The 18,647-nt window shown below is 71.8% G+C and carries 12 protein-coding genes and 1 pseudogene; 6 read left to right on the forward strand and 7 right to left on the reverse strand.

Going from position 1 to position 18,647, the window contains the following annotated elements:
• Nucleotides 1-7 precede the first annotated feature (7 nt).
• The 4 genes from VH969_RS27620 to aroF are packed head-to-tail and all read left to right on the forward strand — an operon-like array spanning nt 8 to nt 3,645.
• On the forward strand, nt 8-1,423 hold the full coding sequence (locus tag VH969_RS27620; protein WP_331979427.1) for a cation:proton antiporter: 1,416 nt from the start codon (nt 8-10) through the stop codon (nt 1,421-1,423).
• Nucleotides 1,424-1,436: 13 nt separating this feature from the next.
• Nucleotides 1,437-2,228 (forward strand): TIGR03084 family metal-binding protein, encoded by a 792-nt coding sequence (locus VH969_RS27625; protein WP_331979429.1) that lies wholly within the window; start codon nt 1,437-1,439, stop codon nt 2,226-2,228.
• Nucleotides 2,229-2,230: 2 nt separating this feature from the next.
• Entirely contained in the window at nt 2,231-2,593 is a 363-nt protein-coding gene (gene aroH, locus VH969_RS27630; RefSeq protein WP_331979431.1) for a chorismate mutase, read from the forward strand.
• Nucleotides 2,594-2,604: 11 nt separating this feature from the next.
• Nucleotides 2,605-3,645 (forward strand): 3-deoxy-7-phosphoheptulonate synthase, encoded by a 1,041-nt coding sequence (aroF, locus tag VH969_RS27635; protein WP_331979433.1) that lies wholly within the window; start codon nt 2,605-2,607, stop codon nt 3,643-3,645.
• 59 nt (nt 3,646-3,704) lie between these two features.
• On the opposite strand, the gene VH969_RS27640 is transcribed toward aroF, so the two are convergent.
• The 7 genes from VH969_RS27640 to VH969_RS27670 form a co-directional block, all read right to left on the reverse strand.
• Nucleotides 3,705-4,727, reverse strand: coding sequence for an alkylhydroperoxidase AhpD-related protein (locus VH969_RS27640; protein ID WP_331979435.1), 1,023 nt, complete (start codon nt 4,725-4,727; stop codon nt 3,705-3,707).
• Nucleotides 4,724-5,902: a class I SAM-dependent methyltransferase gene (locus tag VH969_RS27645; protein ID WP_331979437.1), complete on the reverse strand. Its 1,179-nt coding sequence runs from the start codon at nt 5,900-5,902 to the stop codon at nt 4,724-4,726. Before VH969_RS27645 ends, VH969_RS27640 begins: the two co-directional genes overlap by 4 nt.
• 15 nt (nt 5,903-5,917) lie before the next feature.
• On the reverse strand, nt 5,918-7,294 hold the full coding sequence (locus tag VH969_RS27650) for a cytochrome P450 (protein WP_331979439.1): 1,377 nt from the start codon (nt 7,292-7,294) through the stop codon (nt 5,918-5,920).
• Entirely contained in the window at nt 7,291-8,322 is a 1,032-nt protein-coding gene (locus VH969_RS27655) for an enediyne biosynthesis protein (RefSeq protein ID WP_331979441.1), read from the reverse strand. The genes VH969_RS27650 and VH969_RS27655 overlap by 4 nt, the downstream gene beginning before the upstream one ends.
• A gap of 8 nt (nt 8,323-8,330) precedes the next feature.
• Entirely contained in the window at nt 8,331-10,301 is a 1,971-nt protein-coding gene (locus VH969_RS27660; RefSeq protein WP_331979443.1) for a CRTAC1 family protein, read from the reverse strand.
• Entirely contained in the window at nt 10,298-11,284 is a 987-nt protein-coding gene (locus tag VH969_RS27665) for a DUF1702 family protein (RefSeq protein ID WP_331979445.1), read from the reverse strand. The genes VH969_RS27660 and VH969_RS27665 overlap by 4 nt, the downstream gene beginning before the upstream one ends.
• Nucleotides 11,285-11,377: 93 nt before the next feature.
• Nucleotides 11,378-12,382 carry a DUF1702 family protein gene (locus VH969_RS27670; protein ID WP_331979447.1) on the reverse strand — a complete coding sequence of 335 codons (1,005 nt, stop codon included), beginning with the start codon at nt 12,380-12,382 and terminating at the stop codon, nt 11,378-11,380.
• A 293-nt stretch (nt 12,383-12,675) separates the two neighbouring features.
• Between VH969_RS27670 and VH969_RS27675 the strand changes: the two genes are divergently transcribed.
• Complete coding sequence (locus VH969_RS27675; protein ID WP_331979449.1) at nt 12,676-18,498, forward strand: type I polyketide synthase; 5,823 nt, start codon at nt 12,676-12,678, stop codon at nt 18,496-18,498.
• Between the two features lie 8 nt (nt 18,499-18,506).
• Nucleotides 18,507-18,647, forward strand: a pseudogene (locus VH969_RS27680) (acyl-CoA thioesterase); the annotation flags it as partial.

An 18,647-nucleotide genomic window follows, 5' to 3' on the forward strand; every position in this document is an offset into this window, starting at 1 on the left:
ACTCTCGATGCCCGAACCCAAGTCCAAGTTCGGCCTGCGCACGGTCGGCATCTATGGGCTCCTGGTCGGGATACCCGTCGTGATCAGCGTCGTGTGGCTCACCGAGGCCACCAGCCGGGGCACCGTGGCGCGGTCGGCCGAGTCGGTAAACGGGCACCCGCTGGCGCACCTGCTGCTGGCGATCGCGGTGGTGGTCGCCGCGTGCAAGGCGGCCGGGTGGGTGCTGCGGCGGATCGGTCAGCCGCCCGTGGTCGGCGAGATCGCCGCGGGCATCCTGCTCGGACCGTCGGTGCTCGGCGCGGTCTGGCCCGCCGGCGCTTCCGGGCTGCTGCCCGCCGACATCCTGCCCCAGCTGAACGTGCTGGCACAGGTGGGCATCGTCCTGTTCGTGTTCCTGACCGGTCTCGAGCTGAACCAGAAGCTGTTGCGCGGGCGCGGGCACCTCGCCGTGGTCGTCAGCCACGTCAGCATCGCGGTGCCGTTCGTGCTCGGCATCCTGCTCGCCGCTGTCGCCTACGCCAAGTTCGCGCCGCAAGGCGTCGGCTCGCTGGCCTTCGCGTTGTTCATCGGTGTGTCCATGAGCATCACCGCGCTGCCGGTGCTCGTCCGGATCCTGCAGGACACCAAGATGTTCCACAGCCGGATCGGCGTGGTGACGCTGACCTGCGCGGTGGTCGACGACGTCACGGCGTGGTCGCTGCTCGCGCTGGTGGTCGCGCTGGTCACCGCGTCCTCGTTGACCGGCGTGGTGCTGACCATCGGGCTGGCGGCGGCGTTCGCCGGTCTGCTGCTGTTCGTGGCCCGGCCGCTGATGGCCAGGTTCGTCGGCCGGACAGCCGAGCCGACGTTGCGGCGCATGGCCCCGCTGGCCCTGGTCGGCGTGCTGCTGTGCGCGATGGCCACCGACTGGATCGGTGTGCACGCGATGTTCGGTGCCTTCATGTTCGGCCTCGTCTTTCCCCGCGGCAACGCGATCGAGAAGTGGTTGCAGGAGAACACCGGCGGGCTGACCACCGCGCTGATGCTGCCGCTGTTCTTCGCCTACAGCGGCCTGCGCACGGACCTCGGGCTCCTCAGCGACGTATCGCTGTGGCTGTGGTGCGTCGCGATCCTGGCGGTCGCGGTGGTCGGCAAGCTGGTGAGCGCGGCGGTGGCCGCCCGCAGCGTCGGCGAGAGCCTGTGCCGGTCGCTGCAGATCGGCGTGCTGATGAACTGCCGTGGACTGACCGAGCTGGTCGTGCTGAACGTGGGGCTCGATCTCGGCGTGCTGTCGCCGACCATGTTCACGATGCTGGTGATCATGGCGCTGGTCTCCACGGCGGTGACCGCGCCCATGGCCGTCTACCTGAACAAACGGGCGGGCAGGCGCGAGGCCACCGTCAGTCGTATCCGGGTCGAGCAGGACCTGCCCAAGGCAGCCTAGAAAGGACGAGCACGTGACCGAGCGAGACGTGATTGCCGACTTTTCCGCGGACGCCGCGGAGTTCGAGGGCCTCGTCGCCGGGCTCGACGAGGCCGGCTGGCAGACACCGACCCCGGCGCCCCGGTGGGCGGTCGCCCACCAGGTGGCCCACCTGGCCTTCATCTTCCGGCTCGCCGGCGCCGCGGCGGCCGAGCCCGAGGTGTTCCAGGCCATGGCCGCCCAGGCCGCCGGGAATTTCGAGGGAGCCGTCAACGCCGCCCTGGACGCCTACCTCGGCGATCCGCCGGAGGTTCTGCTCTCGCGCTGGCGTGCCGAGCGGGACACCGCGATCAAGGCACTGGCCGCGGTGCCCGCCGACCAGGTGGTGCCCTGGCTGGTACGGCCCCTGCCCCCGGCCGTGCTGTGCTGCGCGGGCATGATGGAGCTGTTCGCGCACGGCCAGGACATCGCGGACGCGCTCGGCGTCACCCGCACGCGAACCGACCGCCTGTGGCACGTCGCCTGGTTCATCACGCTCACGTGGGACTTCGGTTACCAGGCACGGGGTCTGGCCACTCCGGACGTCCGGTTCCGGTACGAGCTGACCGCGCCGTCCGGTGCACTGTGGATGTTCGGCCCGGAGGACGCCGAGCAGCGGATCACGGGCCCCGCCGAGGACTTCTGCCTGCTGGCCACCCGCCGCCGTCACCGCGACGATCTGGCCGTCAAGGCCGTCGGCCCCGACGCCGAGCGGTGGCTGGACATCGCTCAGGCCTACCGGGGGCCCGCGGGCGAGGGCAGGCAGCCGGGCCAGTTCCGGTCCTGACGATGGGAGTGCGGGCCGTACGCGGTGCCATCCAGGTGGACCGGGACGACCGGGAAGAGATCGTCGCGGCGACCAGCGAGCTGCTCACGTCGGTCATGGCCGGCAACGAGCTGACCCAGGCCGAGCTCATCAGCATCTTCTTCACCCTGACACCGGATCTGACGAGCTGTTTCCCCGCGAGCGCCGCGCGGGATCTCGGGCTCACCGACGTGCCGCTGCTGTGCGCGACGGAGATCGACGTCCCGGACGCGTTGCCGCGCGTGATCCGCCTGCTGGCGCACGTCGAGCTCGATCGTCCACGCTCGACGGTCCGCCATGTCTACCTGCGCGGGGCCACCCGGCTGCGGCCGGACCTCGCCGCCTGAAAGGAAATGTCATGGTCATCGTCATGCTGCCGGGCGCGGAACCGGACGACGTGGATGCGGTGGTCGACCGCGTCGAGGGTGCGGGCGGGCAGGCGTTCGTCAGCCGTGGCCTGAGCCGGGTGATCATCGGGTTGATCGGCGACGTGGAGCTGTTCGAGTCGCTGAACCTCTCGGGCATGCCGGGCGTCGGCCAGGTCACCCGGGTGTCCACCGAGTACAAGCTGGTGAGCCGCGAGCAGCACCCCGACCGCTCGGTCGTGCACGTTCGTGGCGTGCCCATCGGGCCGGGCACGGTCACGTTGATCGCCGGTCCGTGCGCGGTGGAGACGCCCGAACAGACGCTCGCCGCGGCCCGGATGGCGCAGGCCTCGGGCGCGACCATGCTGCGCGGCGGCGCGTTCAAGCCGCGTACGTCGCCGTACGCCTTCCAGGGCCTAGGCGAGCTCGGCCTGCGCATCCTCGCCGACGTGCGCGAGGAGACCGGGCTGCCGGTCGTGACCGAGGTGGTCAGCGCGCACGACGTCGACATGGTCGCCGAGTACGCGGACATGCTGCAGATCGGCACCCGGAACATGCAGAACTTCGCGCTGCTGCAAGCGATCGGCGAGGCGCGCGTGCCGGTGATGCTCAAGCGCGGGATGAACTCCACCATCCAGGAATGGCTGATGGCCGCGGAGTACATCGCGCAGCGCGGCAACCTCGAGATCGTGCTGTGCGAGCGCGGCATCCGCACGTTCGAGACCGCGACCCGAAACACCCTCGACGTGTCGGCGGTGCCGGTGGTTCAGCGCCTGTCGCACCTGCCGGTGATCGTCGACCCGTCGCACTCCGGCGGCAGCCGCGACCTCGTGATCCCGTTGAGCCGGGCGGGAATCGTCGCCGGTGCCGACGGCATCATCGTGGACGTCCACCCGGAGCCGGAAGCCGCCCTCTGCGACGGTCCGCAGGCGCTCGTGCGCGAGGACCTCGACCAGCTGGCGCTGTCGGTCGCCGAGCTCACCGCCTTCATGCGCCGCCAGCCCGCACGGCGCCGCTACTCGAGCGCCAGCTGACCCCGAGGACGCGAAACGACCCGGCCGCCGTGGCGGCCGGGTCGTTTCGTGTCGTGCTGCTACGCGGCGGCCGCGCGGGCCTCGGCGAGCCAGGTGCCGACCCGGCGGGCCGCGGCCAGGCTCGCCCACGCGGCCAGCTCCACCAGCGTGGCGTCGTCCGCCCCCGCGCGCTTGACCTCGTCGACCATGCCGTCGTCGACCTGGTACGAGGCCAGCGCGACGACCAGCGCCAGGCGGCCCGCCGCCTGGTCTGCCGCCGGCAGCGTGGCGACCGGCTCGTCCACCCAGGACCGGGACAGGCCGGGCGGCCGGCCGTCCCAAACGGACAGCCGGCCGTGGACCAGGTCACGGACTCGGGCCGGCACCGAGCGGATGCCGGCCGCGTCGACCGCCGCGTAGGCACGGGCGAACGCGGTGGCGACGGCGGGGTTCGGCGCCGCCCACGCGAGGTCGGCCGGCACCGGCGCCGGCGGCAGCAGGTCCAGCGAGTCGCCGGGCCGCGGGCCGGCCACCGACCGGCGCAGGACGCCGCCGAGCACCTTCCTGGCCTTCGGCTTGGCCGACTCCGGCACGTGCGTGGGGAACGGCGAGTCGCGCAGGAACACGTTGACCACGCGGTTGTAGTAGTGAAACGCCACGGCGACGCCGATCAGCTCCGGTGACTGCTCCGCCGGGCCGGGGGGCGAGCTCGCGCCCGCCGCGGTCGCCGACTCGCGCGCCCACGACGTGAGCGCCGACGGGTCGGCGGCGTCCGGGATGGCCGCGAGGGTCATGCCGTGCACGTCGGCGCAGTAGGGGCAGCTGTTGGCCGCCGACACGCCGGTGGCCACCGCCTCCTTGGCCGCCCGGTCGGCGACCCCCTGTGCCAGCAGCGTCTCCCGCAGGATCGTCCACGACGCGGCGAGCGTGCCCGGCGAGGCCGAGTGCAGGGCGGTCGGCGGCGCCAGCATGCCGAAGTCACGTTCCACCTGGCGGTACACGTCGGCGACCAGCCCGGTGGCGTGCCGCCGCTTCACGACCCGGATGTGCCGGGTGTCGTTCAGCGAGCGCCGGACCGCGAAGCGGACCAGGGACGGGATCACGATATGGCCCGCGCGGTCACGGCACCCACCACGAAGTCGGGGTACTCCTCGGCGATCGCGTCGACGTCCGGGAGGACCGTCACGTCGCCGAGACCGGCCGCCTCGAACGTGGCGCGCCACGCCGCCGGCGTCAGGAAGCCGTGCGTCGGCCGCCGCACCGGGTCGGTCATCACGTCGGTGAAGCTGTCCAGGAAGTCGAAGATGATCTCGGCGTGGATCGGCCGCGCGAGCTTCGTGGGCCGGACGCACTCCGAGACGACGACCGCACCGCCCGGCCGAAGCGCCTTGGCCGCCTCGCCGATGACGAAGTCGAGGTCGGGTGCCACGTGGAAGCAGTTGACCGAGTAGACCACGTCGAAAGTGCCCGGCTCGACGCCCTGTGCCTCCCACGACGCCGTCATGTCCAGCCGCGCCGTCTCGACCACTGTGGACGGTGCCGCGGCCGCCCGCGCGGCCTTGTCCCCGTGCCGGGCGAACGTCTCGGCGACCTCGGTGAACCGGTAGCGGGTGACGGCCGGCCCGAGCGCGCGCAGGGCCTGGTCGGCGGCGCTGCCGCAGCCGCCGCCGATCTCGAGGATCTCGAACGCGCCGCCGTCGGCCGGCGCGAGGCGGGACAGCGCCTCCGCCCCGACCGTGTTGTTGATGGCGTACAGCAGGTTGTCGTTCGAGAAGTACTTGAGCCACAAGGGAAGTTTGTCCGGCGCGAAGAGGATCTCGTCGCCGCTCGCCTGCCCGGCGAAGTACGTCTTCGCCTCGTCCACCAGCGTGCGCAGGATCTCGACGGCCACCGCGGCACCCGGCTCCCGCGCGGCGAGCTCCGCCGCGACGTCGGCGAACTCCTGCGGTCGCGCCGCGAAGTAGTACTTCCCGTTCTCCCGCTCGAGGATGCCGGTGTCCGAGAGCCGTTCGTAGAGGAAGTTCAGCGGCACCGTGCGCCGCCACGGGATCGAGAGCTGCTTTTTCGCCTGCGCCACCGAGGTGCCGGCGGCGCCCGGCAGCGCGCCGATGGCGTCGAGGATGCCGTACGCGGTCGCGTCGACGAGCCGGGCGAACGTCTCGTTCGCCGCGAGGAACCGGTACGGGAACAGCTCCCGGACCCGCTCGTCGGCGATGGCGGCCCGCAACCGCGCGAACTCCGCGGCCTTGGGGTGCTGCTCGGGTTCGAGGTTGTCCATGGGGCTACCTTCCGGTCATGCTGCGGCGCGGCGGGTACCGGTCCACGTGTGGACGGTCATCGGCAGCCCGCCGCCGAGACGCAGGGACATCATCGGCTCGGGGGTGACGTCGAAGCCGGGCTCGCGCTCCAGGCGCAGGTCGCGCATCAGCGTGGAGATGATGAAGGTCGCCTCCATCATCCCGAGGTGGTTGCCGACGCAGAACCGGGGACCGGCGCCGAACGGGATGTGCGCGTAGCGCGGCCGGTCCGACGGCGTGTCCGGGTCGAACCGCTCCGGGTCGAACCGGTCCGGGTCGGCCCAGTACCTCGGGTGCCGGTGCAGCGTGTACGGGCAGATCAGCACGTCGGTGCCGGCGGGCACGTGGTAGCCGCCGACCTCGTCGTCCGCGATCGCCCGCCGCGGCAGGATCCAGACCGGCGGGCGCAGGCGCATGGTCTCCTGCAGCACCATGTTCGTGTACCGCAGCCGCACCAGGTCCTCGTAGACCGGCCGGCGGTCGCCGTACACGGCCACCGCCTCCTCGTGCAGCCGCTCGCGCACCTCGGGGTGCCGGCTCACCAGGTCCAGCGTCCAGCCGACCGTGCTGGCCGTGGTCTCGTGCCCGGCCAGCAGCAACGTCACCAGCTCGTCGCGCATGCGGCGGTCGGCGACCCGCTTGTCGGACTCCTTGCTCGTGGACGCGATGAGCCGGGTCAGCACGTCGTCGCCGGAGGAGATCGGGTTGGCCTTGCGCTGGGCGACGAGGATCTCCACGATCCGCTCGAGGTCCGCCCGCGCCGAGCGGAACGCGCGCTGCCCCTTGAGCGGCAGCCACCGCGGCACCAGGCCGAGCGTCTCCATCTCGAACATCGCCTGGTCCTGCACGGCCTCGAAGGAGTGCCCGATCGACTCGAACGCGCCGAGGTCGCTGTCCAGCAGGGTGTTGCCGAGCACGCCGAGGGTGAGCGCGGTGACCTCGGACAGCACGTCCACGACGCCGCCACCCTGGTGCGCGCGCAGCCGCCCGACGAGCCCGAGCGCCTCGTCGACGATCACGCCGGCCCGCCCGGCGATCCGCTTGTGTTGGAACACCGGCTGGATCGTGCGCCGCTGCTCCTTCCACAGCGCACCCTCCGACGTGAGCAGCCCGTCGCCCAGCGCCCGCTTGGCCTCGGTGTAGCCGATGCCCTTGTGGTAGTTGGCGGCGTTGTCCGCGAGCACGTGCTTCGCGTGGTCGGGGTGGTTGAAGATGTAGAGCTTCTTCGGCCCGATCGCCACCCGCACCGCGTCGCCGTACTCGCGGACCGCCTCGCTCATCAGCCCGAGCCGGTCCGCGCGCAGCTTGCGGAGGATCCCCGGGGCCGCCCGGCGGGGCGGCCCCGGTGGCACCAGGCCGCCGGCCGTGCTCATGCCGCGGCCGGACGGGCCTGCTGCCCGCCGTCGTCGGGCACCGCTGCCACCGCGGGCGGTGCGGCGGCCTCGGCTTGCGCCTTGGCCCGCTGCTCGGCCTCGTACTGCTCCTTCGCCTTGTTCACGAAGTGCAGGCCCCACAGGAACATCCCGCGGATGAGGCACACGATCGCGGTGGCGAAGAACAGGCCGTAGGCGATGTGCGCGACCATGAACAGCCCGTAGAACACCGCGACACCCGCGCCGAACGCGAACTGCGCGGCGGGCTTGGACGGCGTGGTGCCCGGATCGGTCACCATGTAGTTGGTGTACAGGATGAACGCGACGCCGGTCATGACGAGCAGCGCGCCGGTGATCGCCGTGTCGAACAGGATGCCGCGCACGATCGCCTGGAGCGCGAAGAAGCTCAGCCATCCCATGATCAGCCACATGCGTTCGGTCAGCTTCGCGTTCAGCATGGTGCCGGTGATGATGATGATCCCGGGCAGGATCCAGCTGCCCCAGTTGTTCAGGCCCTCCGTGAAGTGGTACGGCGGCGCGATGCTGCCCCACGGGAAGAGGATCAGCACCATCAGGATCCCGAAGTTGGACGGGTTCATGTAGTGCTTCAGCCTGCCGCGCACCGGGGCACGCAGGATCCACTTGGCGGCCACCGCGAGCGTGACCGCGAACATCATCACGAAGATCCGGTCGTTGACGTAGATCAGCATGTTCAGCGCGAGGCTGGTGATGTGCGCCGGGTACAGGAACTCCATGAGCCCCCGGAACCCTCGGCCCGCGTAGCGGGGGGCCCGGCCCTCGACCCTGGCGCCGATCGCCTCGAGCAGCAGCTCCGTGGTGTAGCCGGTGGCCAGCGCCACGAAGGGCCAGGCCCACGGCTGCTCGAAGCCGAGGAAGAGGTAACCGGCGATGTTGAAGGCCGTGATCGAGATCGCGAACCGGCGCAGCGCGGTGATGAACTTGGGTTCCTTCTGCGGTGGGCTGCCCGCCGGTGGCGTGCCGCCGGTCTTTGCTTGCTTGACAACCATTTCCCGCCTCACTTCTCCTTGGCCGACTCGCCGAGCACGAACGAGTGGTGACCCTGGCTGAGCTGGAGCGCCTGGTCGTGCACGGCACCCTGACGGTCCCGCCACCGCAGCTGCACCCGCACGTCGCCCTTGGCGGCGCCAAGTCCGATGTGGACCTCGCTGCTGCGCTTCCCGCCGTGGCCGCTGCCGCCGTCGACACGCTGGATGTACTTCTTGCCGTCCGCCGTGGTCACCAGCACCTGTGCGCCGGTGACCGGCGAGCCCGCCGCGGGTGCGGTGCCCACGGTCTGCTTCTGCTCATGGGTCAGCTTCAGGTCGAGGTAGCCGCCCGCCGATGGCGCCTCGTTGTGGTAGAAGATCGGGTCGCCGTACTGCCTGGCCACCGCGAAGTCGAGCCGGCCGTCGCCATCGGCGTCGCCGGTGGCGATGCCCCGGGTCGGGATCGGCACGGACAGCCCCAGCTCCGGCGCGAGGTCGATGTAGCGGCCGTCCTCCTTCTTGACGAAGAAGTGCAGCGTGTCGCCGCCCGCGATGTCGTCGCCCAGGTTGGCGTTCGGCCAGTCGAACGGGTTGGCGACGAGAGCGTCGTTGGCCATGGCCAGTTCCTGCAGCTGCGGCCAGCGGTTGATGTAGCCCTTGACGAACCCGTTCGAGATCGCGATGTCCTGCTCCCCGGAGTTCGAGAAGTCGGCGATCTTGTTGTCCCAGCTCCAGCCCGACCACGCGGTGCCGGTGTCGCCGCTCTCGTCCTTGAAGGGCGCGTGCCCTTCCCGCATCTGGTTGCGCAGGTCGGACTGGTCCTTCGCGGTGTTGACGTACTGGAAGTTGGACTCGACGATGCCCCAGCTGACCGTCAGGTTCGACACGAACGCGTCGTACAGGCCGTCGTGGTTGAAGTCACCGAAGTCGACGCCCATGCCCTTGAACGAGTCCTCGGCGATCCGCTTGGACTTCGGCGTGCCGGGGGTCTTCGTCGTCCTGACGTTGACGAACTTCACGTGTCCCGGCGTGGACTCGTTGTACAGCAACCTGTCCTGGCCGAAGTCGTTGGCGAGGTAGATCTCGGGCAGCTGGTCGCCGTCCAGGTCGTTGGCGGCCGACGCCAGCGTCCAGCCGTGCCGGGCCGCCGAGGGGACCGCGTCCTCGGGCACCTGCTTGAAGGTGGCCGTCGGGTTGTCACCCGCGGTCGCGCCCGCGCACAGCAGGATGTGCTTCCCGCCGCCGTTCTGCGCGTGCGACAGCGAGTGGTTCATCGTGACGCCACCGTCCTTGGTGGGGTCGAGGATGGGGCTGTCCGGGAAGTAGTTGCCCACGAAGATGTCGTCGTGGCCGTCGCCGTCGATGTCGGCGACCGACGCGGCGTTGGAGTTCCACTGTGGACCGTCGTACTCGCCGTTCGCGTCGGCGTTGTCGCCGGCCACCGCTTCGGTCGGCGTGAACGCGCTCTTGGCGAACCTCGGGTAGCCGGCCTTCTGCAGGTAGACCACCGGTGTGCGACCCCACATGTAGACCAGCAGGTCCATCCGGCCGTCCTCGTTGAGGTCGGCCGGCACGCAGCCCATCGGCGCCATCACGTCGTTGACCGGCAACGGCCTCGGGTCGAGCGCGAACGGCGCGTAGCGGTCCTCCCGCGCACCGGGTGTCGGCGTCACGATCACCTGGTCACTGCGCGGGTCGACGAGACACAGGTCGTTGGGCAGGCCGTCGCCGTCCAGGTCGTTCATCGCGACGGCGGCGCCGACCGAGGACATCCAGGCGTCGATGTGCTTGTACGCCTGGTTGACCTGCCGGATCGCCTGCTGCTTCGTGGCCGTGGGCAGCGCGATGCTGTGCCCCGCGAACTTGTAGTGGCTCGCCAGGTCGTTGCGCTCCTCGGCCGATGTGGTCGGCAGTTTCACGATGAAGAACAAGCCGACGACCACCACGAGCGCGATGACACCGGTCAGCTGCCTGCGTAGGAAGCCCCGTACCGCGGTCATGTGTGCACACCTCCAGGAGAAGCGAATTCGCTGGCGAGCCGCTGCCGCCAGACCTCGTATGCCGGCACGTCCCCGTCGACGTGGCCGGCAGGCCGTAGTTCGTCCGCGGCTTCGGCCGCCGCGGCGACGGTGGTGCCGCAGAACACCTGGGTCGCCAGGTCCGCGTGCGGTGGCACGATCCCGGCCCGCACGCGTGCGTTCGCGGCGAAGGCCGCACCCTGCGCCAGGCTGCCCCGGTGGTCACCGGCGCGGCGCCACACGGTCTTCAGCTCCGCCACCTCGACGCCGCCGGCGTAGGTCGCCGCGAGCCCGATACCCGCGTAGAGGTCGGCGCGGCGCTTCTCGGGGTAGGTCTCGACCAGGTCGGCCACCCGGTCCGGGTCGGTGCCGCCGATGAACCACAGCGCCCGCCCGATGCCCTGGTCGATCGCCCGGTTCGCGTACGAGCCGTGCGGTCCGCCCGGCCACGGGAACCTCGGGTCCTGGTACCGCTCGCCGACGTAGCGGGCGGTCTTGAAGTAGGCCTGGTGGAAGCCGTATCCGTCGAGGACGAGCGGCGCGAGGACCGGGTCCAGGCTCTCCGGCTTGGGCCAGCGCCAGCGCGGCAGCCGTGCCATCGCCCAGCCGACGCCCACGTAGGCCAGGTACTGGTACCGCTGCCCGGCCGGGAGTGCCAGGAACGTTCGGACGTTGTCCGACCGGCCGAACGGCAGGCCGTCGAGCATGGCGAGACCCATGCCGGCGCCCTCGTAGGCGAACCCGCGCAGCCAGTCCGGTGTCACCTGCTCGATCGGGGCCTCGGCGTCCGCCGGCGTGCGAGCCTCCACCGCGTGCGCGTAACCGATGAGGAATGTTTTCCCAACGGTTTCGAGCCTTTCCTGCGCGGCTGGAGATTTCTTGTGGAAACCGCGCTTGTCGAGACTCGTCTCCGCGACGTCGGGAGTCAGGAGACGCCGTCGAAGCGCGCGCCATGAACTGGTCAACTAAGTCCCCTACTCATCATTCGGGAAACGGTTCTCGGATAATCGTCACACGCCCCGGAAACGGCGCACGTCTTCCCGCTTGCCGGATCGGTCTCAACTCGCTTTGCGCTGCTCGCCGGAAATCGCACCCAGCTCCGCACGAATTCGGTTGCGCCACTGCTCGTACAGCGGCATCGTGTCGTCCGCGTCGGCCGGGGAGGCCCCGGTGCGGCCGGCGATCGCGACGGCATCGTCGACCGAGCTCCCGGCCAGCACCTCGCACGCCAGCGCCGAGTGCTCCGGCACGTGGCCGGCCATCACCCGCGCCGAGATCGCGAAGACGGCGCCGAGCCCGAGCTGCGGCCAGTGCTCGCCTGCCGCGTCCCGCACCCGCGCCAGCCCGTCGGCCGACGCGCCGCCGGCGAAGGTCGCGGCGAGCCCCACCCCGCTCCACAGGTCGGGCCTGCGCTCGCTGGGGAACCTCGCCACCGAGGCGGTCACGGTCTCCGGCTCGGCGCCGCCCGTGAACCACAGCGCCCGCCCGATGCCCTGGTCGACGGCGCGCGGGAAGTAGTCCGGCCGGCCCTCCCAGGGGTAGGGCGGCGGCACCCGCTGCTTGCCGATGTACTTCTCGGGGTGGAAGTAGGCCAGGTCGAAGCCGTAGCCGTCGACCGCGAGCCAGGTCATCGTCGGGTAGAACAGCGTGCCGGTCAGGTCCGGCATGATGTTGCGCCACAACGGCCTCGGTAGCCGCGCCATGGCGAACCCGATGCCGATGTAGGCGAGCAGCAGGTGCGGTGCGGCCGGGCCGAGCAGCAGGTCGCGGGTGCGGGTGCCGCGCCCGCCCGCCATCGCGTCGCGGACGGTGAACGCCATGGCCGCGCCCTCGTACGCGAACCCGCGCTGCTCCTGCTCCACCAGCTCGAGCCTGCGCTCGACCTCCCAGAGATCGCGTGCGGCGATCCCCCACTCGAACCCGCACACGACGGCTTGCGGGATGGCCTCGAGACGTTCCGCCGCGGCCGAGCCGGCTCCCGGGAAACCACGCTCGGCGAATGTGACGGCGGACAGCTTCGGCGCCAGCACGAACTGGCGCAGCGAACCGAGAAACGATGGCATCGATTCCTCCAGCAATGGACGCATTGCCAGCGTCGGTGGGCGCTCGCCGGCGCACATCTCCGCCGTTGCCATCCCTCCAACATGCCAATCTCGCGTAAGCGGCAATGTCGAAGAAGTATGCGAACCGCACACGAGGAGAAGGTGTTCGCTATGCGGCTGATGCACCCTTGACGACGATAGCCAAATCGTGTGTCGAGTCGCCGGATTCGGCCGGATTGCCGCGAAATATGCGGCCAGCGCGTTGGCGCGCTGATTTCAGGCCGGGTGGCCACCGAGAACTAGGCGGTAAAGATTTGAGCACCGAACGGATCGCGATCGTCGGTATCGGACTTCGTTATCCGGACGCCGGCAGCACCGAGGACCTCTGGGACAACATCCTGGCCGGCCGCCGAGCGTTCCGCAGGCTGCCCGACGAGCGGATGAACAAGGCGGACTACTACTCGCCGGACCCGGACGCTCCGGACCGGTTCTACTCCGGCAAGGCTGCCGTGCTGCGGAACTTCGAGTTCGACCGCGTGAAGTACAAGGTCGCCGGTAGCACCTACCGGGCGACCGACCTCGCGCACTGGCTCGCCCTCGACGTCGCCGCGACGGCCCTGGAGGACGCCGGCTTCCCGGAGGCGGAGGGGCTGCCGCGCCACGCGACCGGCGTGGTCGTCGGCAACAGCCTCACCGGTGAGTTCTCCCGGGCCAACCTGATGCGGCTGCGCTGGCCGTACGTGCGCCGCACGGTCGCCGCCGCGCTGGCCGCGAAGGGCTGGGACGACGAGGAGACCAGTGCCTTCCTGCGCGACCTCGAGCCGGTCTACAAGGCCCCGTTCCCACCGATCGACGAGGACTCGCTCGCCGGCGGGCTGGCCAACACGATCGCCGGCCGCATCTGCAACCACTTCGACCTCGGTGGCGGCGGCTTCACCGTCGACGGCGCCTGCTCGTCCTCGCTGCTGGCGGTCGCCACCGCGGCCAAGGCGCTCGCGGACGGCGACCTCGACGTGGCCCTCGCGGGCGGCGTCGACCTGTCGATCGACCCGTTCGAGGTGATCGGCTTCGCCAAGACCGGCGCCCTCGCCACCGGCGAGATGAAGATCTACGACAAGGACTCCAACGGCTTCTGGCCCGGCGAGGGCTCCGGCGTCATCGTGCTGATGCGCGAGGAGGACGCCATCGCGCGGGGCCTGCGGATCTACGCCTCGATCACCGGCTGGGGCATCTCCTCCGACGGCAAGGGCGGGATCACCCGGCCGGAGGCCGACGGGCACGTGCTCGCGCTGACCCGCGCCTACGAGCGCGCCGGGTACGGCGTGGAGACGGTGTCCTACTTCGAGGGTCACGGCACGGGCACCGCGGTCGGCGACGCCACCGAGATCAAGGCGCTGTCCAGCGCCCGCTTGGAGGCGAACCCGCTCGCCCGCCCGGCCGCGCTCAGCTCGGTCAAGGGCAACTTCGGCCACACCAAGGCCGCCGCGGGCGTGGCCGGCCTGATCAAGGCGACGCTGGCGATCCACCACCAGGTCATCCCGCCGGGCACCGGTCACTACGACCCGCACCCGACGCTCACCGGCGACACCGCGGCGCTGTACGTGCCGAGCGAGGCCGAGCTGTGGCCGGCCGACCAGCCGATCCGCGCCGGCGTGTCGGCGATGGGCTTCGGCGGCATCAACACCCACATCGCGCTCGAGGGCGCGCCGGGTGTCGAGCGGCGCGCGGAGGTGCCCAGCCGGGCGGCGACGATCGTCGGCACCCGGCAGGACGCCGAGCTGCTGCTGTTCGACGGCGCGGGCGACGTCGCGCTGCGCGAGCGCGTGGCGGAGGCCGCCGCGCTGGCGCCGGACCTGTCCTACGCCGAGCTCGCCGACCTGTCCGCGACGCTCGCCGGGCAGCTGTCGGGCGGCCGGGTGCGGGCCGCGATCGTGGCCACCAGCCCCGAGGACGCCGCCGGCAAGCTCGACCGGCTGCTGGGCGCGCTCGACGCGGGCGAGGAGCGCCTGTTCACCGCGGACGGCGTGTACCTCGGCCGCGGGCAGGACGCGCCGAAGATCGCCTACCTGTTCCCCGGGCAGGGGTCCGGGCGTGGCGGGACGGGCGCGCTCGCGCGCCGCTTCGCCGCCGCGGACGACGTGTTCACGCGGGCCGCGGTGCCGGCGGGCGGCGACCAGACGGCGACCGAGGTGGCCCAGCCGCGCATCGTCGCCGGGTCCGTCGCGGCCCTGCGGGTGCTGCGGTCGCTGGGCGTGGACGCGGACGTCGCGGTCGGGCACAGCCTCGGCGAGCTGACCGCGCTGGCGTGGGCCGGCGCGCTGAGCGACGACGACGTGCTGCGCCTGGCCACGGCTCGCGGCCGGGTCATGGCCAACGCCAGCCAGGGCGGCGGCGCGATGGCGGGCCTCGCCACCACGCCGGACCGCGCGCAGGAGCTGTTCGGGGACGACCCCGTGGTGATCGCCGGCTACAACGGTCCACAGCAGACGGTCATCGCGGGTGACGCGGGCGCCGTGGACCGCGTGTGCGAGCGGGCGCGGGCCGCGGGCGTGACCGCCACCCGGGTCAACGTCTCGCACGCGTTCCACTCGCCGCTGGTCGAGCCCGCGGCGACGGCGATGACCGAGCGGCTGGCCGAGTTCACCTTCGACCGGCCGGCCCGTGCCGTCGTGTCCACCGTGACCGGTGACGTGCTCGACCCGGGCACGGACCTGCGCACGCTGCTGCGCGACCAGATCGTGCAGCCGGTCCGCTTCCACGAGGCGGCGGCGAAGGCGGTCGAGGGCGCGGCCCTCGCGGTCGAGGTCGGCCCCGGCCGGGTACTCACCGGCCTGACGAAGGACATCGCGCCCGGCACGCCGGTGCTGGCCGTCGACACCGACAGCCAGTCGCTCGGCTCGCTGCTGTCGGTCGTCGGCGCCGCGTTCGCCCTGGGCGCCACGGTCGACACCGGCGCGCTGCACGCCGACCGGGTGCTGCGGCCGCTGCCGCTGGACGGCGAGTGGGGCTTCCTGTCCAGCCCGTGCGAGGCCGCACCCGACCTCGCGGTCGGCCTGGTCCTGCCGGGCGAGGAGCCGGCCGTCGTCCCGGCGGCGGGTGAGTCGGCCGAGACCGAGGCCGCCGAAGACGGCCGGAACACGCTCGACCTGCTGCGCCAGCTCGCCGCCGAGCGCGTCGAGCTGCCGCTGGACACCGTGACCGCGGCGACCCACCCGCTCGACGACCTGCACCTGAGCTCGATCACCGTCGGGCAGCTGGTCAACGACGTCACCCGCCAGCTCGGCCTGCCGACGCTGGAGATGACGACGAACTTCGCCACCGTGACGCTCGGCGAGCTCAGCGACCTGATCGACGAGCAGGCGCAGAACGCGCAGGACGGCGGCGGTGGCCTGGGCGGCAAGGCCCAGGTGGACGGTGTGGCGCCGTGGGTGCGGCCGTTCTCCGTCGACTACGTGCCCGCCCGCACCCCGCGGGTCGACATCGGCACCGGCCCGGTCGGCACCTGGCAGGTGTTCGCGCCCGCCGGCCACCCGCTCGCCGAGCGGCTGCAGGTCGCGCTTGCCGAGTCCGGCATCGGCGACGGCGTGCTGCTGTGCCTGCCGGGCGACGGCACCGAGCACACCGGACTGTTCCGCAAGGCGGGTCAGGAGGCCGTCGGCGCGCCCGAGGGCAGCCGGTTCGTCGTGGTGCAGGGCAAGTACGGCGCGTCGGGCCTGGCCCGGACCGCGTTCCTGGAGGCCTCGGGCGTGGCGGTCACCATCGTCACGCTTCCCGACCTCGCGCCGAAAACAGCGGCCGGGGTGGACGAGGCCGTCCAGCGGGTGCTCACCGAGGCCGCGGCGACGACGGCCTTCAGCGAGGTCCGGTACGAGGCCGACGGCACGCGCACGACGCCCGTGCTGAGCGTGGTGCAGGCGCCCGCGCAGCCGCGCACCGGGTCCCCGCTGGACGCCTCGGACGTCCTGCTGGTCACCGGTGGCGGCAAGGGCATCACCGCGGAGTGCGCGCTGGTCATGGCCAAGGACTCGGGCGCGAAGCTCGCGCTCGTCGGCCGCGACGAAGCCGACGGCGACGAGGAGCTGACGGAGAACCTGGCGCGCATGGCCGCGGCCGGCATCGTCCACCAGTACGAGCGCGCCGATGTCACCGACGCGGCGCAGGTGGCCGCGGCGGTGGCGCGGTTCGAGGCGAACCTCGGCCCGGTCACCGCGGTCATGCACGGCGCAGGCCGCAACGTGCCGGGCGCGCTGGCGAACCTGACCGACGACGACTTCGAGAAGACGCTCGCGCCGAAGATCACGGGCCTGCGCACGGTGCTGGACGCCGTGGACGAGGACAAGATCAAGCTGCTGGTGACGTTCGGCAGCATCATCGGCCGGGCCGGGCTCAAGGGCGAGGCGCACTACTCGACCGCCAACGACTGGATGACCGAGCTGACCGTCGACTTCCAGCGCGCGCACCCGCAGGCGCGGGCACTCGCGATGGAGTGGTCGGTCTGGTCGGGCGCCGGCATGGGCGAGAAGCTCGGCGTGGTCGAGGCGCTGGTGCGCGACGGCATCACGCCGGTCTCGCTGGACAACGGCCTCGCGGTGCTGCGCCAGATCCTCGCCGACCCGTCGGCGGGCCCGGTGCTGACGATCGCGGGCCGGATGGGCGGGCTGCCCACGCTGCCGCTGGACGCCGGCGAGGAGCTGCCGCTCACCCGGTTCGTCGACCGCGTGGTCGTGCACTACCCGAGCATCGAGCTGATCACCGAGGTCGAGCTGTCCCCGGGCAGCGACCCCTACCTGTCCGACCACGAACTGGACGGCGACCTGCTGTTCCCGGCGGTGCTCGGCATGGAGGCGATGACCCAGGTCGCGACTGCCGTGCTCGAGCGGACCGGCTCGCCGCTGCTCGAGGACGTCGAGTTCCTGCGGCCGATCGTGGTCCGGCCGGGCAGCACGGCGACCCTGCGGCTGGCGGCTCTGGTCCGCGACGCGGAGACGGTTCAGGTGGCCATCCGTGCCGAGGACACCGGGTTCGGCGCCGACCACTTCCGGGCCACGCTGCGGCTGCCGCAGCCGGCCCTGCCCGACGAGGGTCCGTCGCGGGAGGCCACCCGGCTGCCGTCCGTGCCGGTCGACCCGATCGCCGAGCTGTACGGCGGGGTGCTCTTCCAGGGCAAGCGGTTCCAGCGCCTGCTCAACTACCGGCGGGCGAGTGCGCGGCACGCGGTGGCCGAGCTGTCGACCACCACGCCGGCGCCGTGGTTCGCGCCGTACCTGCCGCAGGACCTGGTGCTGGCCGATCCCGGCACCCGGGACGCGGTGATGCACTCGATCCAGTGCTGCGTGCCGGATGCGACGCTGCTGCCGCAGGGCGTGGAGAAGCTGTACCTGTCCGGGGCGGCCGCCCAGGACGCCGAGTTCGTGGTCATGGACGCTCGTGAGCGGTCGCAGGACGGCGACAGCTACGTCTACGACATCGACGTCCTCGACCCCTCGGGGCAGATCGTCGAACGCTGGCAGGGCCTGACCTTGCGCGCGGTGCGCAAGAAGGACAGCGCCGGCCCGTGGGTGCCCGCGGTCTTGGGGTCCTATGTGGAGCGTTCGCTGGAGCGGGTGCTCGGCGGCAGCCGCGCGGTCGTGGTCGAGCCGGACCCGGTGGGCGAGGGCTGGGACCGGCGGACGCAGACGACGCTCGCCGCGGGCCGCTCGGTCGGCCGGCCGGTCACCGTGCGCCACCGGCCGGACGGGAAGCCGGAGCTGGAAGGCGCCGCGATCTCGGCGTCCCACGGCGGCGGCGTGACGCTGGCGGTGACCGGTTCGGGCCGGCTCGGCTGCGACGTCGAGACGGTCGTGCACCGCGGCGAGGAGGCCTGGGCCGGGCTGCTCGGCGACGGGCTGCTGCGCATCCGCGACCTGGTGGTGTCCGAGTCCGGTGAGGACGCCGACGTGGCCGCCACCCGGGCGTGGGCGGCGCTGGAGTGCCTGCGCAAGACCGGCGACCCGACGCGGGTGCTCACCCTCGACCGGGTCGAGGCCGACGGCTGGGTCGTGCTGGCCGCGGGCGACGCCCGGATCGCCACGTGGGTGACCACGCTCAACGGTCTGGCCGCCCCCGTGGTGTTCGCCGTGCTGGCGGGAGAGGAGTAGCGGCCGGCATGTCTGGGTACTACGAGCTTCGGCATCGGGTGGGGTTCGAGGAGACGAACTTCGTCGGGAACGTGTATTACACGAACTACCTGCGTTGGCAGGGGCACTGCCGGGAGCGGTTCCTCACCGAGGAGGCACCCGATGTGCTG

The organism is Actinophytocola sp., from assembly GCF_036555685.1.
In the GTDB taxonomy this organism is placed as follows: Bacteria; Actinomycetota; Actinomycetes; order Mycobacteriales; family Pseudonocardiaceae; genus Actinophytocola.

Bases quoted from the DNA above. Each gene is read 5' to 3' on its own strand.
- VH969_RS27620 (WP_331979427.1), top strand. From the start codon at position 8: ATGCCCGAACCCAAGTCCAAGTTCGGCCTGCGCACGGTCGGCATCTAT.
- aroH (WP_331979431.1), top strand. From the start codon at position 2,231: ATGGGAGTGCGGGCCGTACGCGGTGCCATCCAGGTGGACCGGGACGAC.
- aroF (WP_331979433.1), top strand. From the start codon at position 2,605: ATGGTCATCGTCATGCTGCCGGGCGCGGAACCGGACGACGTGGATGCG.
- VH969_RS27645 (WP_331979437.1), bottom strand. From the start codon at position 5,902: ATGGACAACCTCGAACCCGAGCAGCACCCCAAGGCCGCGGAGTTCGCG.
- VH969_RS27650 (WP_331979439.1), bottom strand. From the start codon at position 7,294: ATGAGCACGGCCGGCGGCCTGGTGCCACCGGGGCCGCCCCGCCGGGCG.
- VH969_RS27655 (WP_331979441.1), bottom strand. From the start codon at position 8,322: ATGGTTGTCAAGCAAGCAAAGACCGGCGGCACGCCACCGGCGGGCAGC.
- VH969_RS27660 (WP_331979443.1), bottom strand. From the start codon at position 10,301: ATGACCGCGGTACGGGGCTTCCTACGCAGGCAGCTGACCGGTGTCATC.
- VH969_RS27670 (WP_331979447.1), bottom strand. From the start codon at position 12,382: ATGCCATCGTTTCTCGGTTCGCTGCGCCAGTTCGTGCTGGCGCCGAAG.